This window comes from Micromonospora sp. NPDC006766, from assembly GCF_040636055.1.
Lineage (GTDB): Bacteria > Actinomycetota > Actinomycetes > Mycobacteriales > Micromonosporaceae > Micromonospora.
In genome coordinates this window covers 1-19,018 of sequence record NZ_JBEYIX010000079.1, presented here as the reverse complement: position 1 = coordinate 19,018, position 19,018 = coordinate 1, and the positions used below count along the sequence as shown (strand labels likewise).

General features: G+C 72.2%; 21 protein-coding genes. 9 read left to right on the top strand and 12 right to left on the bottom strand.

Translation table 11 applies throughout. The annotated features are described in order from the left end of the window. Positions 1–94: 94 nt before the first annotated feature. On the bottom strand, positions 95–1,270 hold the full coding sequence (locus ABZ671_RS31095) for an NADP-dependent malic enzyme (RefSeq protein WP_357864798.1): 1,176 nt from the start codon (positions 1,268–1,270) through the stop codon (positions 95–97). A 139-nt stretch (positions 1,271–1,409) separates the two neighbouring features. Further along, positions 1,410–1,766 (bottom strand): S24/S26 family peptidase, encoded by a 357-nt coding sequence (locus ABZ671_RS31090; protein WP_357864796.1) that lies wholly within the window; start codon positions 1,764–1,766, stop codon positions 1,410–1,412. Between the two features lie 84 nt (positions 1,767–1,850). On the opposite strand from ABZ671_RS31090, the gene sodN reads away from it, so the two are divergent. The 3 genes from sodN (at position 1,851) to ABZ671_RS31075 (ending at position 3,216) form a co-directional block, all read left to right on the top strand. After that, a complete protein-coding gene (gene sodN, locus ABZ671_RS31085; protein WP_265008312.1) occupies positions 1,851–2,255 on the top strand; it encodes a superoxide dismutase, Ni in 405 nt (134 codons plus the stop codon). A 65-nt stretch (positions 2,256–2,320) separates the two neighbouring features. Further along, on the top strand, positions 2,321–2,776 hold the full coding sequence (locus tag ABZ671_RS31080) for a GNAT family N-acetyltransferase (protein WP_357864808.1): 456 nt from the start codon (positions 2,321–2,323) through the stop codon (positions 2,774–2,776). Between the two features lie 32 nt (positions 2,777–2,808). After that, positions 2,809–3,216 (top strand): ATP-binding protein, encoded by a 408-nt coding sequence (locus ABZ671_RS31075; protein WP_357864793.1) that lies wholly within the window; start codon positions 2,809–2,811, stop codon positions 3,214–3,216. 47 nt (positions 3,217–3,263) lie between these two features. On the opposite strand, the gene ABZ671_RS31070 is transcribed toward ABZ671_RS31075, so the two are convergent. Continuing rightward, positions 3,264–3,653, bottom strand: a complete 390-nt coding sequence (locus tag ABZ671_RS31070) for a hypothetical protein (RefSeq protein ID WP_357864792.1) — start codon at positions 3,651–3,653, stop codon at positions 3,264–3,266. A gap of 43 nt (positions 3,654–3,696) precedes the next feature. On the opposite strand from ABZ671_RS31070, the gene ABZ671_RS31065 reads away from it, so the two are divergent. Then, a complete protein-coding gene (locus tag ABZ671_RS31065) occupies positions 3,697–4,647 on the top strand; it encodes a diacylglycerol kinase family protein (protein WP_357864790.1) in 951 nt (316 codons plus the stop codon). 495 nt (positions 4,648–5,142) lie between these two features. Beyond that, positions 5,143–5,400, top strand: coding sequence for a WhiB family transcriptional regulator (locus ABZ671_RS31060; protein WP_073834718.1), 258 nt, complete (start codon positions 5,143–5,145; stop codon positions 5,398–5,400). Positions 5,401–5,574: 174 nt separating this feature from the next. Here the strand turns inward: ABZ671_RS31060 and ABZ671_RS31055 are convergent, their stop codons facing one another. From ABZ671_RS31055 to ABZ671_RS31040, 4 genes are read right to left on the bottom strand one after another with little or no spacing between them, the layout of a single operon-like run. Continuing rightward, the gene (locus tag ABZ671_RS31055; protein WP_357864787.1) at positions 5,575–6,324 is read right to left on the bottom strand and encodes a CbiX/SirB N-terminal domain-containing protein; all 750 of its coding nucleotides are present in this window, start codon (positions 6,322–6,324) and stop codon (positions 5,575–5,577) included. Further along, a complete protein-coding gene (locus ABZ671_RS31050) occupies positions 6,306–7,067 on the bottom strand; it encodes a phosphoadenylyl-sulfate reductase (RefSeq protein WP_357864786.1) in 762 nt (253 codons plus the stop codon). Before ABZ671_RS31050 ends, ABZ671_RS31055 begins: the two co-directional genes overlap by 19 nt. Then, the gene (locus tag ABZ671_RS31045; protein ID WP_357864784.1) at positions 7,064–7,222 is read right to left on the bottom strand and encodes a hypothetical protein; all 159 of its coding nucleotides are present in this window, start codon (positions 7,220–7,222) and stop codon (positions 7,064–7,066) included. The genes ABZ671_RS31050 and ABZ671_RS31045 overlap by 4 nt, the downstream gene beginning before the upstream one ends. Next, positions 7,219–8,934: a nitrite/sulfite reductase gene (locus ABZ671_RS31040; protein ID WP_357864783.1), complete on the bottom strand. Its 1,716-nt coding sequence runs from the start codon at positions 8,932–8,934 to the stop codon at positions 7,219–7,221. Before ABZ671_RS31040 ends, ABZ671_RS31045 begins: the two co-directional genes overlap by 4 nt. A gap of 533 nt (positions 8,935–9,467) precedes the next feature. Between ABZ671_RS31040 and ABZ671_RS31035 the strand changes: the two genes are divergently transcribed. Then, a complete protein-coding gene (locus tag ABZ671_RS31035) occupies positions 9,468–11,000 on the top strand; it encodes a glycosyltransferase family 39 protein (RefSeq protein WP_357864807.1) in 1,533 nt (510 codons plus the stop codon). A gap of 45 nt (positions 11,001–11,045) precedes the next feature. On the opposite strand, the gene ABZ671_RS31030 is transcribed toward ABZ671_RS31035, so the two are convergent. Then, complete coding sequence (locus ABZ671_RS31030; RefSeq protein ID WP_357864782.1) at positions 11,046–12,587, bottom strand: histidine kinase N-terminal domain-containing protein; 1,542 nt, start codon at positions 12,585–12,587, stop codon at positions 11,046–11,048. Positions 12,588–12,612: 25 nt separating this feature from the next. Next, on the bottom strand, positions 12,613–13,644 hold the full coding sequence (locus ABZ671_RS31025) for an SIS domain-containing protein (protein ID WP_357864805.1): 1,032 nt from the start codon (positions 13,642–13,644) through the stop codon (positions 12,613–12,615). Positions 13,645–13,826: 182 nt separating this feature from the next. On the opposite strand from ABZ671_RS31025, the gene ABZ671_RS31020 reads away from it, so the two are divergent. Next, positions 13,827–15,458 (top strand): tetratricopeptide repeat protein, encoded by a 1,632-nt coding sequence (locus ABZ671_RS31020; protein ID WP_357864780.1) that lies wholly within the window; start codon positions 13,827–13,829, stop codon positions 15,456–15,458. A gap of 38 nt (positions 15,459–15,496) precedes the next feature. Here the strand turns inward: ABZ671_RS31020 and ABZ671_RS31015 are convergent, their stop codons facing one another. Beyond that, positions 15,497–17,089: an MDR family MFS transporter gene (locus tag ABZ671_RS31015; RefSeq protein ID WP_357864778.1), complete on the bottom strand. Its 1,593-nt coding sequence runs from the start codon at positions 17,087–17,089 to the stop codon at positions 15,497–15,499. Positions 17,090–17,196: 107 nt separating this feature from the next. On the opposite strand from ABZ671_RS31015, the gene ABZ671_RS31010 reads away from it, so the two are divergent. After that, positions 17,197–17,772 carry a helix-turn-helix domain-containing protein gene (locus ABZ671_RS31010; protein WP_357864803.1) on the top strand — a complete coding sequence of 192 codons (576 nt, stop codon included), beginning with the start codon at positions 17,197–17,199 and terminating at the stop codon, positions 17,770–17,772. Between the two features lie 60 nt (positions 17,773–17,832). Here the strand turns inward: ABZ671_RS31010 and ABZ671_RS31005 are convergent, their stop codons facing one another. Both ABZ671_RS31005 and ABZ671_RS31000 read right to left on the bottom strand, forming a co-directional pair. After that, a complete protein-coding gene (locus ABZ671_RS31005) occupies positions 17,833–18,345 on the bottom strand; it encodes a GNAT family N-acetyltransferase (protein ID WP_357864776.1) in 513 nt (170 codons plus the stop codon). Further along, complete coding sequence (locus ABZ671_RS31000) at positions 18,342–18,563, bottom strand: biotin/lipoyl-binding carrier protein (RefSeq protein ID WP_357864802.1); 222 nt, start codon at positions 18,561–18,563, stop codon at positions 18,342–18,344. The genes ABZ671_RS31005 and ABZ671_RS31000 overlap by 4 nt, the downstream gene beginning before the upstream one ends. A 344-nt stretch (positions 18,564–18,907) precedes the next feature. Between ABZ671_RS31000 and ABZ671_RS30995 the strand changes: the two genes are divergently transcribed. Beyond that, the coding region (locus ABZ671_RS30995; RefSeq protein WP_357864800.1) for a hypothetical protein at positions 18,908–19,018 on the top strand (111 nt) is incomplete at its 3' end.

Below are 19,018 nucleotides of genomic sequence, written 5' to 3'. Positions count from 1 at the left end.
AAACCGGCACGCCCTACAACGAGACGACCGCCTGGCCACACCACACCGCCGAACCCGCTACTTGACACTCGTACGTCCTGGGATGTCTTACACCTCAGCGGCGGGCGACCCCTTCACGACGGGCGGCTTCGGCGACGGCCTCGGCGACCGCCGGGGCGACCCGCGGGTCGAGCGGGGAGGGGACGATCGCCTCGGCGGTGAGCGACTCGGCGACGACGTTGGCGATGGCGTCGGCCGCGGCCACCTTCATCTCGGCGGTGATCCGGGTGGCCCCGGCGTCCAGCGCGCCGCGGAACACACCGGGGAAGGCGAGCACGTTGTTGATCTGGTTGGGGTAGTCGCTGCGCCCGGTGGCGACCACCGCGACGTGCCGGGCGGCCACCTCGGGGTGCACTTCGGGGGTGGGGTTGGCCAGCGAGAAGACGATGCCCCCCGGGGCCATCCCGGCCACCGCCTCCTCGGGGATCTGCCCACCGGAGACGCCGACCAGCACGTCCGCGCCGCGCAGCGCCTCGGTGACGTCGCCCTGCCGGCCGTCGGCGTTGGTGGTCTCGGCCAACTCGGCCTTGGTGCCGGTCAGCTCGCGGTGGCGGCCGATGATGCCCTTGGAGTCGCAGACCACCACCTGGTCCGGGTTCACTCCCCCGGCGATCAGCATCTTCGTCACCGCGACCCCGGCCGCGCCGGCCCCGCTGACCGCCACCCGCAGATCGCCGAGCTTGCGGTTGAGCAGGGTCGCCGCGTTGCGCAGCGCGGCCAGCACCACGATCGCCGTGCCGTGCTGGTCGTCGTGGAAGACCGGGATCGGCAGCGCCTCGTCCAGCCGGCGTTCCACCTCGAAGCAGCGCGGGGCGCTGATGTCCTCCAGGTTGATTCCGCCGAACGAGGGGGCGAGCGCCCGCACCGTGGCGACGATCTCGTCCACGTCCTGGGTGTCCAGGCAGATCGGCACCGCGTCCACGCCCGCGAACTGCTTGAACAGCACCGCCTTGCCTTCCATCACCGGCAGCGCCGCGCGCGGGCCGATGTTGCCCAGGCCGAGCACGGCGGAGCCGTCGGTGACCACGGCCACGGTGTGCGACACCCAGGTGTAGTCGTCGGCGAGGTCGGGATCGGCGGCGATCGCCTCGCACACCCGGGCCACCCCTGGGGTGTACGCGAGGGAGAGGTCCTCCCGACTGGTGAGCGGAACGGTCGAGGCGATGGCCATCTTGCCGCCGGCGTGCCGCCGGAAGATGGGATCAGCAGGGTCCGGGGTGGACGTAGACATGGTGACTCCAGGATCTGTCGTGCAGACGGACCGGCCGGCTCGGCGCGCGATGGTCAGCGGCCGGCGGGGCGGTGGTGCAGGGGGTCACCCGGGCACTTCCGAGCATAGTCAGGTACCGGTCACTCGGGTGTGAGCGGGATCATATCCACCCTTGCCGAGCCTTGACCAGCCCCGGACGCGGCCAGTATCGGGCCACCACCCGACCCCGCACGTCGGCCACCCCGTAGGCCCGGGAGTCGTCGGTGATCAGGTCGTTGTCACCGCGTACCCACCAACCGCCGGCCTGCGGACGGACCGCACGCTTGACCACGAGCAGGTCCGGGCGGCTACGGAAGACCGCGACCACCACGTCCCCGGGGCGTACCGGCCGCCCCCCGGTACGCACCAGCACCGCGTCCCCGTGCCGCAGCGTCGGCGCCATGGAGGGGCCGGTGACGAGCACGGCCGTCAACGGGCCGCGCAGCACGGGCGGCGGGGAAACGTCCGGGGCGCCCATCGGGTTTCACCTCCCGCCCGCCGGGGAGCATGTCCAGGAGTAATGTCGGCTTGGATCATCGCAAACATCCCATGGAGGACCCTGATGCGCCTTCCCCGCATCCTCACGCCCCGCGTGACCGCCAGTGCCCACTGCGACCTGCCGTGCGGCGTTTACGACCCGGCCCAGGCCCGCATCGAGGCCGAGTCGGTCAAAATGATCTGCGAGAAGTACCAGTCCAACACCGACCCGGAGTTCCGCACCCGGGCCATCATCATCAAGGAGCAGCGCGCCGAGTTGGTCAAGCACCACCTCTGGGTGCTCTGGACGGACTACTTCAAGCCGGCCCACTTCGAGAAGTACCCGCACCTGCACCAGCTCTTCAACGAGGCCACCAAGCTGGCCGGCGCCGCCGGCGCCAAGGGCGCCACCGATCCGGCCAAGGCCGATGAGCTGCTCTCGAAGATCGACGAGATCTCGAAGATCTTCTGGGAGACCAAGCAGGCGTGACCCGGTTCGAACCGGCACCGACGATCCGGCCGGCGCGTCCTGAGGACGTGCCGGCCGTCGTTGCGATGGTGCACGAACTCGCCGACTACGAGCGGGCCCCCGAGCAGTGCCACCTCACCGAAGAACAGCTGACCGCGGCGCTTTTTGGGCCCCAGCCGGCCCTCTTCGGGCATGTGGCGGTGGACGCGACAGGCCAGCCGGTGGGCTTCGCTCTCTGGTTCCTCAACTTCTCAACCTGGGAGGGCGTGCACGGCATCTACCTGGAGGACCTCTACGTCCGCCCGGCCGCCCGGGGCACCGGGGTGGGCCGCCGACTGCTCGCCACCCTGGCCGCGATCTGCGTCGAACGCGGCTACCGGCGGCTGGAATGGTGGATGATCCACTGGAACCCGGCGGCCCGCTTCTACGCGACCATCGGGGCGAAGCCGATGGACGAGTGGGTGCCGTACCGGCTCACCGGGGCGGCCCTGCACGACCTCGCGGCGCGGGCGACCGCCGTGCCCAGGCAACCGGACGCCTGAGCGGGTAGAGTCCCGCACCGGGGGGATGAGGCGTGACTCAACTAACAGGCCGGCCGACGATCGATGACGATGTCGTGCACCTCACCGTGCCGGCCGACGGCGGCTACCTCGGCGTGCTCCGCACCGCCACGGCCGGCCTCGCGGCTCGGCTCCAGTTCGCCCTCGACGAGATCGAGGACCTGCGCATCGCGGTCGACGAGGCGTGCGCGATGCTGCTCGCCATCGCGACCCGTAACGCCGAGCTGGAGTGCCGGTTCCGAGTCACCGAGGACGCGCTCACCGTGGAGGTGACCGTGCCGACCGTCCGGGGGGCCGCCCTGCCCGCCGAGTCGTCCTTTGCCTGGAAGGTGCTCACCGCATTGACCACCGCGGCGTCCGCCTGGGCCGCCGACGGACGGGCCACCATCTCCCTACTCACCCGCCGTACCTCCGGCTACTGACCGGGCTGCCGTCCGGCGTCCGCGGCCGGTGTCCCGGTGCCGTCCGGTCAGTCGAAGCCGAGCGCGCGGTTGGTCGGCGAACTCACCAGCAGCCCGCTGACCCCGAGGCCGAGCGCCATCAGCGGCAGTCCCAGCCAGCCCAGCCCACCCTGGATCATGTACCAGCCGATCGGCAGCAGCATGAGTTCCAGCACAATGGCCGGCGCCCGGGCGCCCGACCGCCGGCGCAGCAGCGCACCGCTGAGCGCCCAGAGCGTCGCTGCCCCGGCCACCGCGAACGCGGTCACCAGCAGCGCAGAGGTCAGATCGGTGCTGTGCGCGGTCAGGTCGGACCAGATCAGCCACGCCGCGACCAGACCGAGCGCCACCGCCTCGGCGCGCAGCAGCCGGACCGCCCAACGAAGCGTGGCGGGTACCAGGTCGGAGTCGATCGTCACGGGCGCCACGATACCCGTGGGTAGGCGCGGTACAGTGCCGCCCATGCGGGCCGTCCTGGTGGTCAATCCGAAGGCCACCACCACCAGCGAACGCAGCCGGGACGTCCTGGTCCGGGCGCTGCGTAGCGAAGTCGACCTGTCGGTGCGGTACACCCGCCGGCGGGGCCACGCGACGGACCTCGCCCGGGAGGCCGCCGAGGAGGGCGTCGACCTGGTGGTCACCCTGGGTGGCGACGGCACGGTCAACGAGGTGGTCAACGGTCTGATGACCGCCGACCCGCCGACCTTCCGCACCGGGGAGAGCCCGGCGGAGCGCTTGCCGGCGCTGGCCACCGTCCCCGGGGGCTCCACCAATGTCTTCGCCCGAGCGCTCGGCCTGCCACGGGAGTGGCCCGACGGGACCAGCATGATCCTCGAAGGGCTGCGCCTGGGGCGGTCCCGCACCATCGGCCTGGGCCGGGCGGACGACCGCTATTTCACCTTCTGCGCCGGCTTCGGTATCGACGCCGCGGTGATCCATCGGGTCGAGCAGGCCCGCCTGCGGGGCCGGGTCTCCACCCCGACGCTCTACCTGCGGTCGACGGTGAGCCAGTACTTCCTCGCCTCCGACCGCCGGCACCCCTCGATCATGATCGAGCGCCCGGGCGAGGCCGCGGAGGCCGAACTGGCCACCGTCATCATCCAGAACACCGCGCCCTGGACCTACCTCGGTGAGCGGGAGATCAACCCGAACCCGGAGGCCTCGTTCGACCTCGGGCTGGACGTGCTCGCGATGCGGCAACTCCGGGTGGGCAGCACGGCGCGTACGGTGACGCAGTTCTTCTCCAGCCGGCCCGATCCGCACGGCCGGCAGGTGCTCCGCCTGCACGACGTGTCGGAGTTCACCCTGCTCTCGGCCCGTCCGCTCGGCTTTCAGCTCGACGGGGACTACCTGGGCGAGCGGGAGAAAGTCAGATTCGCATCCGTTCCGGCCGCACTGAGAGTAATCTGCTAGGCCTCGGGTACTCCTGCCGATCGACGCATGGCACACCGTCCCCCAGCGGACGACGGCTCCAGGTCGCGGCGCGGCGTCAGACGCGCCGAGCTGAAGTTGTCGGAGCCACGCCGACGAAAGGATGCCGGAAATGTCAGCAACGTCACGCAGACCGTACTATATTGATCCTCGACTGTGGCACGCCGGGTAGTCAGAGCGCTCTGATATCCGGACAAAAGGGTGGTGAGCCCGCTCACTGCTTGGAGTTTTTCCGAGCGTCACCCTTGACATTGCGGCAGTTCGTGAAAGTATTCACAAGCGAACTCGCGTTACCGGGACATTGTCCGGATATGCTCGGCAGGTTGAGCTGTTCCAGCAGGTCCCGAGGCCTGCAGCCTGCTCACGCAGCGCCGAATTGATGGATGCTGACCGTCACCAATCGGCAATGCGGATGCATACGGAAAAGCAACGAAGCGTTATCTGGTCACCCACTAAAGAATGAGGAGTGTTGCCGCCATGGACTGGCGCCACGATGCCGTCTGCCGCGACGAGGACCCGGAGCTGTTCTTCCCGATCGGGACGTCCGGCCCGGCCCTCCTGCAGGTGGAGCAGGCCAAGGCCGTCTGCCGGCGCTGCCCGGTGACCGACCAGTGCCTGCAGTGGGCGCTGGAGTCCGGTCAGGACGCCGGCGTCTGGGGCGGGATGAGCGAGGAGGAGCGCCGCGCGGTGAAGCGCCGCGGCGGTCTCCGGGTGCTGCGCGCTCACTCCGCCTGATCGCACCACAGCTGCACGCCCCGGCCCGGGTCACCCCGCCGGGGCGTCCTGCTGTCCACCCTCACTCCCCCAGCCCCCGCCCCGCCCCAGCCCCAGGCCGCGTCGATCATGACGTTGACGGCGATGTGGATCGCGCCGCCGCCAACGTCATGATCACCGCAGGCTGGGTGAGGCTTAGCTGAAGTGGGCGGTGGCGCGGCGGAGGATCAGGTCGACCAGTTCGGGACCGTCGGTGAGCGGCGCGGCGACCGCCACCGCACCAGCGTCCCGGGCGGCGGCGAGCACGGCGTCGTGGAACAGGCCCGGGGCCAGGAAGTAAGCGGCCACCGCCACCCGGCGCGCCCCGCGGGCGCGTAGCTTCGCCACCGCAGCGCCGGCCCCCGGGGGTGCCGCCGAGGCGTACGACACGCGGCAGCCGACCCCCGACTCGACACCAAGGGCCAAGGCGACCCGACCCACCGAGCCGCGTGCCCGGGGATCCCGGGTGCCCGCCGCGGCCAGCACCAGGGCGTCGTACCCGCCGGGTGCCGCCTCGGCCAGCCTGCGGCGTAACCCGGCCAGCAGCGCGCCGTCCACCGCCCCGTCGGCCGGCCCGAGCACGTCGGCGATCCGTACCTCGATCGACGGTCCGCCCTCAGCGGCGGCGGCCACGGCCGCGGGGATGTCGACCAACCGGTGGTACGCGGCGGTCAGCAGCAGCGGCACCAGCACCGCCCGGCGGTGACCGGCGGCAGCGAGTTCCCGCAGCACGACGGTCGGCCCGGGGTCGGTGTGGTCCAGCCAGCTCGGCAGCACGGTGGTGCCGGGGCGGGCGGCCGCCACGGCGCGGGCCAGCGCCCGGGTCGCCTCGGCCGCCCGCGGATCACGACTGCCATGCGCGACCAGCACCACCGGCGGCCCCGGGTTCAGGTGTGCAGGCCGCACTCGGTCTTCTCAAACATGGCCCACCGGCCCGCCCGCGGGTCCTCCCCCGCCTTCGTTCGACGGGTGCAGGGCCAGCAGCCGATCGACCCGTAGCCGCGGTCGAACAGCTCGTTGACCGGAATGTCGTGGCGGGCGATGTAGGCATCCACGTCCCGCTGGGTCCAGGCGGCGATCGGGTTCACCTTGACCTTCCCGCGCCGCGCGTCGAAGGCCACCACCGGGGTGTTGGCCCGGGTCGGCGACTCGTCCCGGCGGAGCCCGGCGGCCCAGGCGTCGTACCCGGCCAGCGCCCGCTCCAGCGGCTCGACCTTGCGCAGCTGACAGCAGTCGTCCGGGGACCTGTTGAACAGGCGGGGGCCGTACTGACCGTCCTGCTGCCCGACGGTCATCCGGGGCCGGATCGATCGCACGTTCACCGGCAGCCGCCGGGCCACCTCGTCCCGCACCCGCAGCGTCTCCGGAAAATGCAGCCCGGTGTCCAGAAAGATCACGTCGACGCCCGGCGCGACCCGGGAGACCAGGTGGGCCAGCACCCCGTCGGCCATCGAGCTCGTCAGGCAGAACCGGTCGCCGAACGTCTCGGCGGCCCAGCGGGCGATCTCCAGTGCGGGGGCGTCCGCCAGCTTCCGGCCAGCTTCCTCGGCCAACGCGCGCAGCTCCTGCGGGTCACGCCGCACCGGGTCGGCGGGGATCGGTCCACCGACCCCGACCAGGCCCAGGTCGGCGGCGGAGGCCAGGTTCATCGCGCCACCGCCTCACGGAGCAGACCGGTGAACTTCACGGTGAAGACCCGCGCGCACGCGTGGCACTCCCAGGCGCCGTGCCCGGCCTCGCTCGGTCGCAGGTCCTCCTCGCCGCAGTACGGGCAGTACAGCGGCGCGGATCGGGTTTCGCTCATCGCAAATCCTCCTCGTCGGCCCGGATCACCCAGTTGGCGAAGGACTCGCCCTCGGCCCGGCCGGCCAGGTAGCGGCGGGCCAGCCGTTCCACGTACTCCGGAAGCTCCTCGGCGGTGGTCTTCAGGCCGCGCAGCTTGCGGCCGAAGCCGGCCGTCTGCCCCTGCGCCATGCCGAGGCCGCCGCCCAGGTGCACCTGGAAGCCCTCCACCTGCCGGCCGTCCGGGCCGACCACCAACTGGCCCTTGAGCCCGATGTCGGCGACCTGCGTGCGGGCGCAGGCGTTGGGGCAGCCATTGAGGTGGATGGAGATGTCGGCGTCTTTGAGATCCTCACCAGCGAGCCGCTCCTCCAGCCGGGCCACCAGCTCCGCGCCGCGGGCCTTGGTCTCGACGATGGCGAGCTTGCAGAACTCGAGGCCGGTGCAGGCCATGGTGCCGCGCCGCCAAGCCGACGGCCGGGCCTCAAGGCCGATCCGGCGCAGCGCCGCCACCAGCGAGTCGGTCCGCTCCGGCGCCACGTCCAGCACCAGCAGCTTCTGGTACGGGGTGAGCCGCACCCGGTCACTGCCGTGTGCCTCGACCACGTCGGCGAGCCGGGCCAGCTGCGGGCCGGAAACCCGACCCACCACCGGGGCAGCCCCGACGTAGTTGCGACCGTCGCGTTGCGAGTGCACGCCGATGTGGTCGATCGGCTTTGCCGGCAGCTCCGGAGCCGGGCCGTCGAGCATCGTGCGGCCCAGGTATTCCTTCTCCAGCACCGCGCGGAAGCGCTCCACGCCCCAGTCAGCGACCAGGAACTTCAACCGGGCCCGGTTACGCAGCCGGCGGTAGCCGTAGTCGCGGAAGATGCCGACCACGCCGGCCCAGACGTCCGGCACCTCGTGCAGCGGCACCCAGACGCCGAGGCGCTTGGCCAGCATCGGATTGGTGGACAGGCCGCCACCGACCCAGAGGTCGAAGCCGGGGCCGTGCTCCGGATGCTCGACGCCGAGGAAGGCGATGTCGTTCGCCTCGTACGGGGTGTCCACCAGCCAGGAGATCGAGGACTTGAACTTGCGGGGCAGATTGGAGAACTGCTTGTCGCCGACGTACCGGCGGACGATCTCGTCGATCGCCGGAGTCGGGTCGACCACCTCGTCGCGGGCCACTCCGGCGACCGGGCTGCCCAGCACGATCCGGGGGCAGTCACCGCACGCCTCGGTGGTCTGCAGGCCCACCTCCTCCAGCCGGCGCCAGATCTCCGGCACGTCCTCGACCCGGATCCAGTGGAACTGGATGTTCTGCCGGTCGGTGATGTCGGCGGTGTCCCGGGCGAACTCCCGGGAGATGTCCGCGATGACCCGGAGCTGGGCCAGGTTGAGCTGGCCGCCGTCCACCCGGACCCGGAGCATGAAGAACTCGTCCTCCAGCTCGTGCGGCTCCAGCACGGCCGTCCGCCCGCCGTCGATGCCCGCCTTACGCTGCGTGTAGAGGCCCCACCAGCGGAACCGGCCGCGCAGATCCTGCGGGTCGATCGAGGCGAACCCCCGGTGGGCGTAGATGGTTTCGATCCGGGCCCGCACGTTCAGCGGATCGTCGTCCTTCTTGATCCGCTCGTTGGCGTTGAGCGGCTCGCGATGCCCGAGCGCCCACTGCCCCTCGCCCCGAGGACGGCGGGGCGCCCGTGCGGCGGGCGGGTTCTCGGACCGGCTGGGTGTGCTGCTGACCGCCATCGCGGCGTCCTCCGTTGTCTGCTGTGCCCGGGTACGCAAACGCGACGGCCGGCCCTGGTGAAGGGCCGTGGACGGCAATGTCGATGACGGCCGGCGCGGAGCGCGCCCGAGACGGATGGGTCGGGCGTCGTCAGTGGGCCGGACAGATCGCGCTGCGCACGCGGCCGTAATCGACGTGGCGACGGGCCACGAAGCGGCGGACGACAGCGGCGGTCATGGACACATGCTCCCACACCGATCGGGTGCCGGCCACCGGCACGAGCGGTGATCCCACATCACGGGCGGTGTGCTCGGCAGCCCTGCGGCTGGCTGTCGACTAGTCGGTGGCGATCCGCCGCGTCCTTGCTGTCTCATCCATGCGGCGGATGCTAGGTCCCAACACCGACATTCTGGCCAGGCAGCGACCGCGATCGGCGGACGGGCACGACGGGCCGTGTGCTTGTGTGACGCTGCGAGACGTGACCGTCTCTTTCGGTTCGCCGCCGATCGGGGAAGACGCTCCGCCGGCCGGCGGGCCCGCCAACTCACCGCGGTTGGCGTGGCTCTGGCCGGCGCTGGTCACGCTGGTGGTCACCCTCGCCGGGATCGGGCACGCTCAGCCCTGGCGGGACGAGCTGGCGACCTGGAGCGCGGTCACCCGCCCGGTCGGCGACCTAATCCGGCTGGCCGGCACCATCGACTCCGCAACCGGGCCGTACTACCTGTTCATGCACGGCTGGGTCACGCTTGCCGGAACCTCGCCGGCCGCGCTGCGGCTGCCGTCGGCGCTGGCCATGGCCGGGGCCGCCGCGCTCACCGCTCGGCTCGGCGCGCGGCTGGTCGACGCCCGGGTGGGGCTGCTCGCCGGCCTGCTCTTCGCCGTCCTCCCGAGCACCTCCCGGTACGGCCAGGAGGCCCGGCCGTACGCTCTGGCCACGCTCTTCGCGGTGCTCGCCACGGTGCTCCTGGTCGGGGCGCTGCGGCAGGCGTCCTGGCCGCGCTGGGCCGGGTACGCCGCCGCGGTCGCCGCCCTGGGCCTGGTTCACCTGATCGCGCTCACCCTGCTCGCCGCGCATGGGGTCGTGGTGTTGCTCGCCGCGTGGCGCGGCTCGGCAGCCATTCCCGGGGCGCTGGCCCATGACGCGGTTAGCGATCGGGCGGCCTGCGGCCACCCGCCCGACGACCCGGCGGGCAACCGCGCGACCGGCGAACGGGCGGCAGGCAAGCGGACGGCCACCGGGCCGCATTCAGGGTTGCTCTGGCATTGGGCGGTCGCGTTGCTGCCGGCCGCGCTGCTGGTCACGCCGCTGGTGCTGCTCGCCGGGTCGCAGCGGCCCCGGCAACTCGACTGGGTGCATCTGGCCCGCCCGGCCGACCTGGCGGCGCTGCCGGCCGGGGTGGCGCAGAGCGGGGTGGTGGGCGGGCTGCTGGTCGGCCTCGCCGCGCTCGGCGCGGGGCGGCTCGGCCGGCGGGCGCTGCTGCCCGGGGCCGCCGTCCTGCTACCGGTACTGCTGCTCTTCGCCGCCGGGATGGTCGTGCCACTCTGGGTGACCCGGTACCTGGTCTTCACCGTCCCGTTCGCCTGCCTGCTGGCCGGGGCGGCACTGGCCGGCGTACGTCTGGCGCCGGCGCTCGCCGTGGTGGTCCTGGCCGGGGCGCTCGGCGCGCCCGACCAGGCGGCGCTGCGCCGTACCCATGAGTGGCCGCGCACCGCCGGTGTCGACTACCGAGGTGCCGCCCGGGTCATCGCCGAGCACCAGCAGCGGGGCGACACGATCGTCTACTCGCCCCGGGACAGCTGGCTCTTCCTTGACCTGGGGATGGCGTACCACCTGGGGTCACGGCGACCCCGTGACGTGCTGGTGGCCCGCGACCAGCGGCAGCGCGCGGACCTCTGGGCCAGCGAGTGCGACCACCCCGAAACCTGCCTGAGCGGCGTCGAGCGGATCTGGCTGGTGGCTGCCGGCCGCCGGACCGACCCCCTGGCCGCTGTCCCCGGCGCCAAGGGTGCCGCGCTCCGGGACGCCTTCACCGTCCAACAGGTCTGGTCCCGCCCCGGCATCACCGTCGCCCTCCTCACTCACTGACCCACCTCGTTGTGCAGATCTTGAGCGCACCCAGCGCGGGGCGGGTCAGGGGCGGTCGGCGGGGGTGCGGGCGAGGGGAACGACCAGCACGGCCTCGGTGCCGCCGGTGGCGCCGTTGCGCAGCTCGATGGTGCCGCGCAGCTCGCCGGTGATCAGAGCCCGGACGATCTGGAGGCCGAGGTTGCCGCCGCGTTCGGCATCGAACTGCTCGGGCAGGCCGCGCCCGTTGTCCGCCACTGACACCTGCAGCTGCTTGCGGAGCCGGTGCGCAGAGACCACCACTTCGGGCTCCGCCGCGCCGTCCGGGCGGGCCATACCCCCCTCCGCGGTCGGTGGGAAGCCGTGCTCGACGGCGTTGAGCAGCAGCTCGTTGAGGACCATCACGAGCGAGGTGGCGATCTCAGCGGGCAGTACGCCGAAGCTGCCCTGCCGGCGCATGCCGACCGGCACCTCGGTGGCCGCGACCTCGGTCGCCGCGCTGGCCACCCGGTCGACAATGCCGTCGAACTCGACCACCTCGTCGCTGGACATGGAGAGGGTCTCGTGGACCAGCGCGATCGAGGCGACCCGGCGTACGGACTCCTCCAGGGCGACCCGAGCCTCCGGCATCGAAACCCGGCGGGCCTGGAGGCGCAGCAGCGCGGCGACCGTCTGAAGGTTGTTCTTCACCCGGTGGTGGATTTCCCGGATGGTGGCGTCCTTGGTGATCAGGGCCCGGTCGCGCCGGCGTACCTCGGTGATGTCGCGGACCAGCACCAGCGCGCCGATCGGCACGCCGGCCGGCATCAGCGGCAGCGCGCGGGTGAGCATGGTGGCGCCGCGGGCGTCGATCTCCCGCCGGGGCGGGGCCTCGCCGCGCAGCGCGGCCAGCACCGCATTGCCCGCGTCGGTGCCTTCGAGCGGGTCGCTGGCCAGCCGGCGGTGCAGTTTGGCCAGGTCCTCCCCCACCAGATGCGAGGCGTAGCCCAACCGCCGGTACGCGGACTGCGCGTTCGGGCTGGCGTAGGTGACCGTGCCGTTGGCGTCAAGCCGCACGAGACCGTCGCCGACCCGGGGCGCCGAGGTGGTCTCGCCCGGGTGCCGGGGCGGCGGGAAGGTGCCGTCGGCGACCATCTGGGCCAGGTCGTCGGCGGTGGTCAGGTAGTTCAGTTCGAGCTGGCTGGGTGTCCGCGCGGTCGAGAGGTTGGTGTCCCGGCCGACCACCGCGATGACTTCGCCGGCCTCGCCGTCGGTGGCGCGCAGCCGCACCGGGATCGCCTCATGCCGGGCGGGCACGTCGCCGTACCAGACCGGGTCGCCCTCCCGCCAGATCCGGCCCTGCCGGTGGGCGACCTCCAGGTGCGCCGCCTCCGGCCCGCCGAGGATCCGACCGACCTGGTCGTCGAGGTACGCGGTCGGCGCGGTCGTCGGGCGCACCTGGGCCACGCAGACGAACGTGCCCTCGCGGTCCACCGGCACCCAGAGCAGCAGATCGGCGAAGGACAGGTCGGACAGCATCTGCCAGTCGCCGGCGATCCGGTGCAGATGGTCGATGTCGGCCGGCCGGAGCTGGGTGTGCTCCTCGGCGAGGTCGCGCAGCGTGGACACGCTGAACAGAGTGCCACGCCGAACGTCACATCGTCGCGGTGACCTTCTGCAACCCGCGCGGGGCGTCCGGGTCCTCGCCTCGGGCCAGCGCCAGGACGAGCGCGAGTCGCTGGAGCGGAAGGATGTCCAACAGCGGGGCGTAGCGCTCGTCGACCTCGGGGACGGGCAGCCGGCCGGCCGCCTCGACCTCGGTGGAGCCGACCACCACGACGTCGGCGCGGCGCTCGCCGAGCCGGTGCAGCACCTCGCGCATCGCCTGCCCGCCAGGGCCGGAGCCGACCACGGCGAGCACCGGGACGTCCGGGTCGGTCATGGCGAGCGGGCCGTGCAGCAGGTCGGCGCCGGAGAAGGCGAGCGCCGGCAGGTACGAGGTTTCCATCAGCTTCAGCGCCGCCTCCCGGGCCGTCGAGTACGCGTACCCCCGGCCGGTGGTGACGAGCTGGGCGGCGAACCGGTAGCGCGTGGCCAGCTCGGCCGGGGTGGCGTCGGACAGAGCGCGTTCGGCCAGCTCGGGCAGGCGGGCGAGGGCGGCCCGCTCCTCGGCGGGCAGCTCGCCGTCGCCGGCGCGTACCCCCTCCACGAGCATCAGCAGCGCGAGCAGCTCGGCGGTGTACGTCTTGGTGGCGGCGACCGCGCGCTCGTGCCCGGCGGCGATGTCGACGCTCAGCTCGGCGGTGCGGACCAGCGGCGAGTCGGGGTTGTTGGTGACGGCGAGGGTGAGCGCGCCGGAGGCGCGGGCCACCCGCAGCACCTCGGCCAGGTCGGGTGAGCCGCCGCTCTGGCTGACCCCGACCACGAGGGCATCGGAGAGGTCGGGCCGGGCGTTGAAGACGGTGATGGTGCTCGGCGAGGCGAGGCTGGCGGGAATGCCGAGCCGGATCTCGGTCAGGTACGCCGCGTAGAGCGCCGCGTGGTCGGAGGTGCCCCGGGCGGTGAACACCACGTGGCGGGGCCGACGCTCGGCGATCACCGCCGCGACCCGGGCGATCGCCCCCGCGTGCTCGGCGGAGAGCAGGCGGTCGTAACCGGCCGGCTGCTCGGCGATGTCGGCGGCCATGCCGGCCCCTGGACGCGTCACGAAAGACCCCCTCCTACGCGATCGCTGCGCGACCGGCGCTCAGTGTTGCACCATTCAACCTCTATCAGCAACGGAACGAACACCGGTGCGCAGTGGATCACCGTCCGGGTCGCTGATCACCTAGGCTTTCCGACTGGCGGACCGACCACCGAGAGGAAGACGTGCCCGAGGACGACCCTGCCCTCTCCCCGGCGGAGGAACTCGCGCTGGCCCGGCTGGCGCTCGCCGAGGGGGACCTGCCGCACGCCGCCGGACACGTCGCCGCCGCCCTCGTCCAGGCCCCGACGCTGCCCGAGGCGCACGAGGCGCTCGCCCGGGTGGCCGCGGCCAGCGGCGGCGACCTGGAGCTCTTTCCGCTCGGCCACCACGCCTTCATCGGCGCGGTGGTGGCCCGCGCCCACCTGCTCGCCGCCGCGGGGCGCCCCGCCGAAGGACTCGACCTGCTGGCCGCGGCCACCGGCTACGCGCCCGCGGCCGACTGGGCCGGCGTGCCCTGGGTGACCGCCCCCGAGCTGCCCGAACGACTCGAACCCGAGCGCACCGCCCGGATCCTCATGCAGCTGTGCGCGGCAGTGCCCGACCCGGTTCCGCGCCGACTACGCGACCCGCTGCGGCCGTACCTCACCCTCGCCAGCAACGCGGTCACCGTGCATCCCGGCCACCCGCTGTTGCTCGGCGCGGCGTCGGCGCTGGCCCGGCGCCTCGGCGAGGCCGCCCTCGCCGTCACCTGGGCCGCCCGCGGCGTACGCGCCGAGCCCAGCAAGCTCGGCGAGGTCTGGCTCGGGTACGCGTACCGCAGCGCCGGCCGGGTCCGGGAGGCCCTTGCCGCGCTCGGCCGGGCCGTCGCGCACGACCCCGACGACCTCGCCGTCTACGCCGACATCGCCGGCACGCTCGCCGACCACGGGCGACTCGACGAGGCGCTGGACTGGATCGACCGGGCCCTCGCCAAGGACCCCACGTTCGACTGCGCGGTCCACACCGCGCACCGGCTGCGGTTCCAGCGCGACGGGGACGTCACTCACCTGGTTGCCCTGGCCGACTTCGTACGGGATCACCCGGACGACAGCCACGAGCACGGCGACCTGGCCGAGTGCTGTCGGGGCCGCCCCTGGCTCGGGCAGGTGACCCCGGCCGGCCGGCCGGCGCCGGACGGGCCGCACCACGCTGGCGCACCCACCCTGCCGGCCCCGTCGGCCGAGGCCGTCGAGCGGATCCAGCACCTCGTCCACCCGGCCTGGCCGCACCCGCCGGCCGCGTACGACGCCGCGGTCGGGCTGGCCACGCTGGACCTCGACGACCTGCTCGGCCTGCTGGCGCACCCGCCCGAGGCCCCGGCCACCGCGCTGGGTCGGGTGCTCGCCGGTCAGGATCCCTCGCTCTGGGTGCGCTGCGTACAGGTCTGGGCCTGCCTCGGCCTGCTGCACCACCGCACCGACGAGCCGTGGGCGGAGTCCAGCCGCCGCCGGGTGCTGCTGGAGCTGGTCGCGGCGGACTGGATCGCCGAGGCGGCACTGTTCGCCCTGGTCACCGCCGCCTGGGTCGACCCCGCCGTACGTGCCGACGTGGCCGCGGTGGTGGCCGGGCGGCTCGCCGACGCGGCGGCCGTGGCCCGGGAGCGTCCGGTGCCGATCGTCGTGTCGCTCGCACATCTGGCGCTGGCCACCCCGAACCTCGCCCCCGCCACCCGCGAGCTGGCCCGCGAGCTGATCAGCAGTTCTCAGGCCAACGCCCCGACCAGTGCCTGGCGGCGCCTCTGGCACCGCCTGACCACCCTCTTCCCCCGCCCCTGACACCTCGCGCCCGCGCGCGCGGGGCGCGGGGCGGACGATCAGGCGACGGGGGCCTTGCCGAGGGCGGCCTCGGCCTCGTCCTCCGGAGTGGCACCGGCCGGCCGGCCGTCGTTGGTCGAACGGAGCGGAACCTCCTTGATGAACCAGGCGAGCACCGGCACCGCCACGGTGAAGAAGACCGCCCAGAAGAACACGTGCGAGATGGCGTCGGAGAGCGTGCCGAGCACAGCCTCGCGCATCGGCCCGGTGAGCTGCTTGAGCTTGTCCAGGTCCATGGCGCCTCCCTCGCCGCCCTTCGCACCGCTGAACGCGGCACCGGCAGGCGAGCTGGCGAGGCGGTTGGCGAAGATCGCACCAGCGAGCGAGACGCCGAACGAGCCACCGATCGAGCGGAAGAAGGTGGCCGCGCCGCTGGCCGCGCCGAGGTCCTTCTGCTCCACGCTGTTCTGCGCGATCAGCATCGAGGTCTGCATGAGGAAGCCCATGCCGACGCCGAGCACGATCATGTAAAGCGAGGATTCGGTCTTGCTGGTGCCCAGGTCGAGCCGGGTCAGCAGGCCCATGCCGGCGACCATCACCACGCCACCGATGATCGGGAAGGCCCGGTAACGACCCGTCTTGGTGATGGTGCGACCCACCACCAGCGAGACCACGAGCATGCCGAACATCAGCGGGAGCAGCAGCAGGCCACTGTTGGTGGCCGAGGCGCCCTGCACGGTCTGTTGATAGAGCGGCAGGAAGCTCATCGCACCGAACATCGCGAAGCCGAGCAGGAAGCCGATCACCGAGATGAGGGCGAAGTTCCGGTTGGCGAACAGCCGCAGCGGCAGGATCGGCTCGGCGGCCCGCCGCTCGACGAAACCGAAGACCACCAGGGCGGCGACGGCGAGGGCGGAAAGCCCGATGATCTGCGGGGAGACCCAGTCGTACTCCTTGCCGCCCCAGGTGGTGACCAGCACGATCCCGGTGATGCCGACGGAGAGCAGCGCGGCGCCCAGCCAGTCGATCTTGTGTTCGGTGCGGTACTTCGGCAGGTGCATGGTGGTGGCCAGCACGAGCAGGGCGGCGCCGCCGAGCGGCAGGTTGACGTAGAACGCCCAGCGCCAGGAGAGGTGGTCGGTGATGAAGCCGCCAACCAGCGGGCCGGCCACCATGGCGATGGCCATGATGCCGGCGATCATGCCCTGGTAGCGGCCCCGCTCGCGCGGCGGCACCAGGTCACCGATGATCGCCATCACGCCGACCATCAGGCCGCCGGCGCCGAGGCCCTGGACGGCGCGGAACGCGATCAGCTCGATCATGCCGTTGTCGACGCCGCCCAGGAGGCTGGAGCCGGACATGCCGCAGAGCGCGGAGCCGATCAGGAAGACGACCACCGAGGTGAGGAAGACGGCCTTGCGGCCGTAGAGGTCGCCGAGCTTGCCCCAGATCGGGGTGGATACCGTGGTGCCCAGCACGTACGCGGTGAACACCCAGGTGAAATGCCCGGCTTGGCCGAACTCCAGGACGATCCGCGGCAGCGCGGTGCTGACGATCATGTTGTCGAGCATCGCGAGCATCATCGCGATCATCAGGCCGAACAGCACGACCCGGACATTGGGTCGCGCAATCACCTGGGCTGGTTGACTCATGGGTAGGCTCCCCGAAGATCTGTGACCGACTTACTTGCCGCCCGGTTAGTTACCTTACTAGCCGCACGGTAAGTTTGTGGTCAGAAACCCGTCAAGCAAGTTAGGTGGTGGACGTGAGGGAGAGCACAGGCGGCACGCGGGAACGCATCCAGGCCGTCGCGCTGGAGCTCTTCACCGAGCAAGGGTACGAGAAGACCTCGCTCCGGGAGATCGCCGAGCGGCTGGGGGTGACCAAGGCAGCCCTCTACTACCACTTCAAGAGCAAAGACGAGATCGTCAACAGCTTCGTCGAGGACCGGCTGCGCCGGATGGACGAGCTGATCGCCTGGGCCCACTCCCAGCCCGCCACGCTGGCCACCCGCCGCACACTGATCACCCGGTACGCGGAGGCGATGTTCGCCGGCGAGCTGCCGGCGGTCATGCGCTTCTTCGAGCAGAACCAGACCGTGCTGAAAAGCCTCGTCGCCGGCCAGCAGATGCGGGAGCGGATGATGCTCCTCGCCAACGAGCTGTGCCGGGGCGACGACTCGCCGGCCGCCCAGCTGCGGGCCGCGCTGACCCTGTTCGCCGTGCACAGCAGCTGGTTCGCGGTCCGCGCCCCGAACCTCACCGACGCCGAGCGCAAAAGGATCTCCCTCGAGGTGGCCGACGAGCTGCTGGCGAAGATCGGCACCGGCGACTGACCGCCCGCCTCTCGCAGTTGACGTGGGCGGGCGGCACCATCGCCGCTGGGCGGGCCGCCGTCAGGAGCGGCCGGTGAGGTCCAGCCGCAGGCCCAGCAGCTCCACGCCGGGCAGCGGCGACCAGTCCTTCTCCGGCACCCGCACGAAGCCCAGCCGCGCGTAGAGCCGGTGCGCCGCGGCGGCCATCCCGGCGCGTACGCAGATCACCACGGCCGAACAGCCGAGCTCGGCCGCCCGCTCCACGCAGGCCCGGACCAGAGCCTCGCCGGTGCCGCGTCCCTGCACGGCCGGGTCGACCGCGAGCATCCGGAACTCGGCCTCCCCTGGGCCGGACAGCTCGGCGTACGGGGTGCCGGCCAGCACGAACGTGACCGCGCCCAGCACCTCACCGGTGGCCTCGTCGACGGCGATCAGCACCTCGCCGGTCTCCGCCCGGCCGGCCACGTCGGCGAGCACCGTGCCGTAGCCGTGCTCGCCCTTGAGCTGCCCGTCCGCCTCGTACGCGGCGACCGTCAGGCGGGCCACCGCCGGATGGTCGGCCGGCTCCGCCCGGCGGACGACGAGGCCGCTCAACCGATCACCGCGATGAGATCGCCGTCCTGCACGACGTCACCTTCGTTGACCACGATCTGCTGCACGACGCCGTCGGACTCGGCGACGACCGGAATCTCCATCTTCATCGACTCCAGAATGACCAGCGTGTCCCCTTCGGACACGCTGTCCCCGGTCGACGCGACGACCTTCCAGACGTTCGCCACCATCTCGGCGCGGATCTCCTCGGCCATCTTCAGGCCCTCCCTCTCCACCGGTTCGTGCGAACGTATCCAATCATGACCGGGGTCACGCCCGAACAGCGAGCGGGACGCACCGTTCCGCCCCCACCGGATCCCCGGCGGCCTTGCCGGCACTAACATCAGCGGGTCGGTCTCCGGCGCCCGGAGCACCGGCACACGACCTCCGCCGCGCTCGCCGCGGCCGGACCGTGACCAGCACAAGGAGGCAGAGCATGGCGAAGAAGGCCCGGAAGAAGAAGGCCCGTAAGAAGAGCGGCGCGAACCACGGCAAGCGCCCCAACTCCTGATCGTCGGCGCACGCCGGATCAGCGACGTACCGGCCGTGGTGGCCGGACACAGCGGTGGCCCGGGTCCGTTCGCCCGGCCTGACGTACGAGCCGAAGTGGGACGGCTTCCGCTGCATCATCTTCCGTGACGGCGACGAGGTCGAGCTGGCCAGCCGGGGCGGCAAG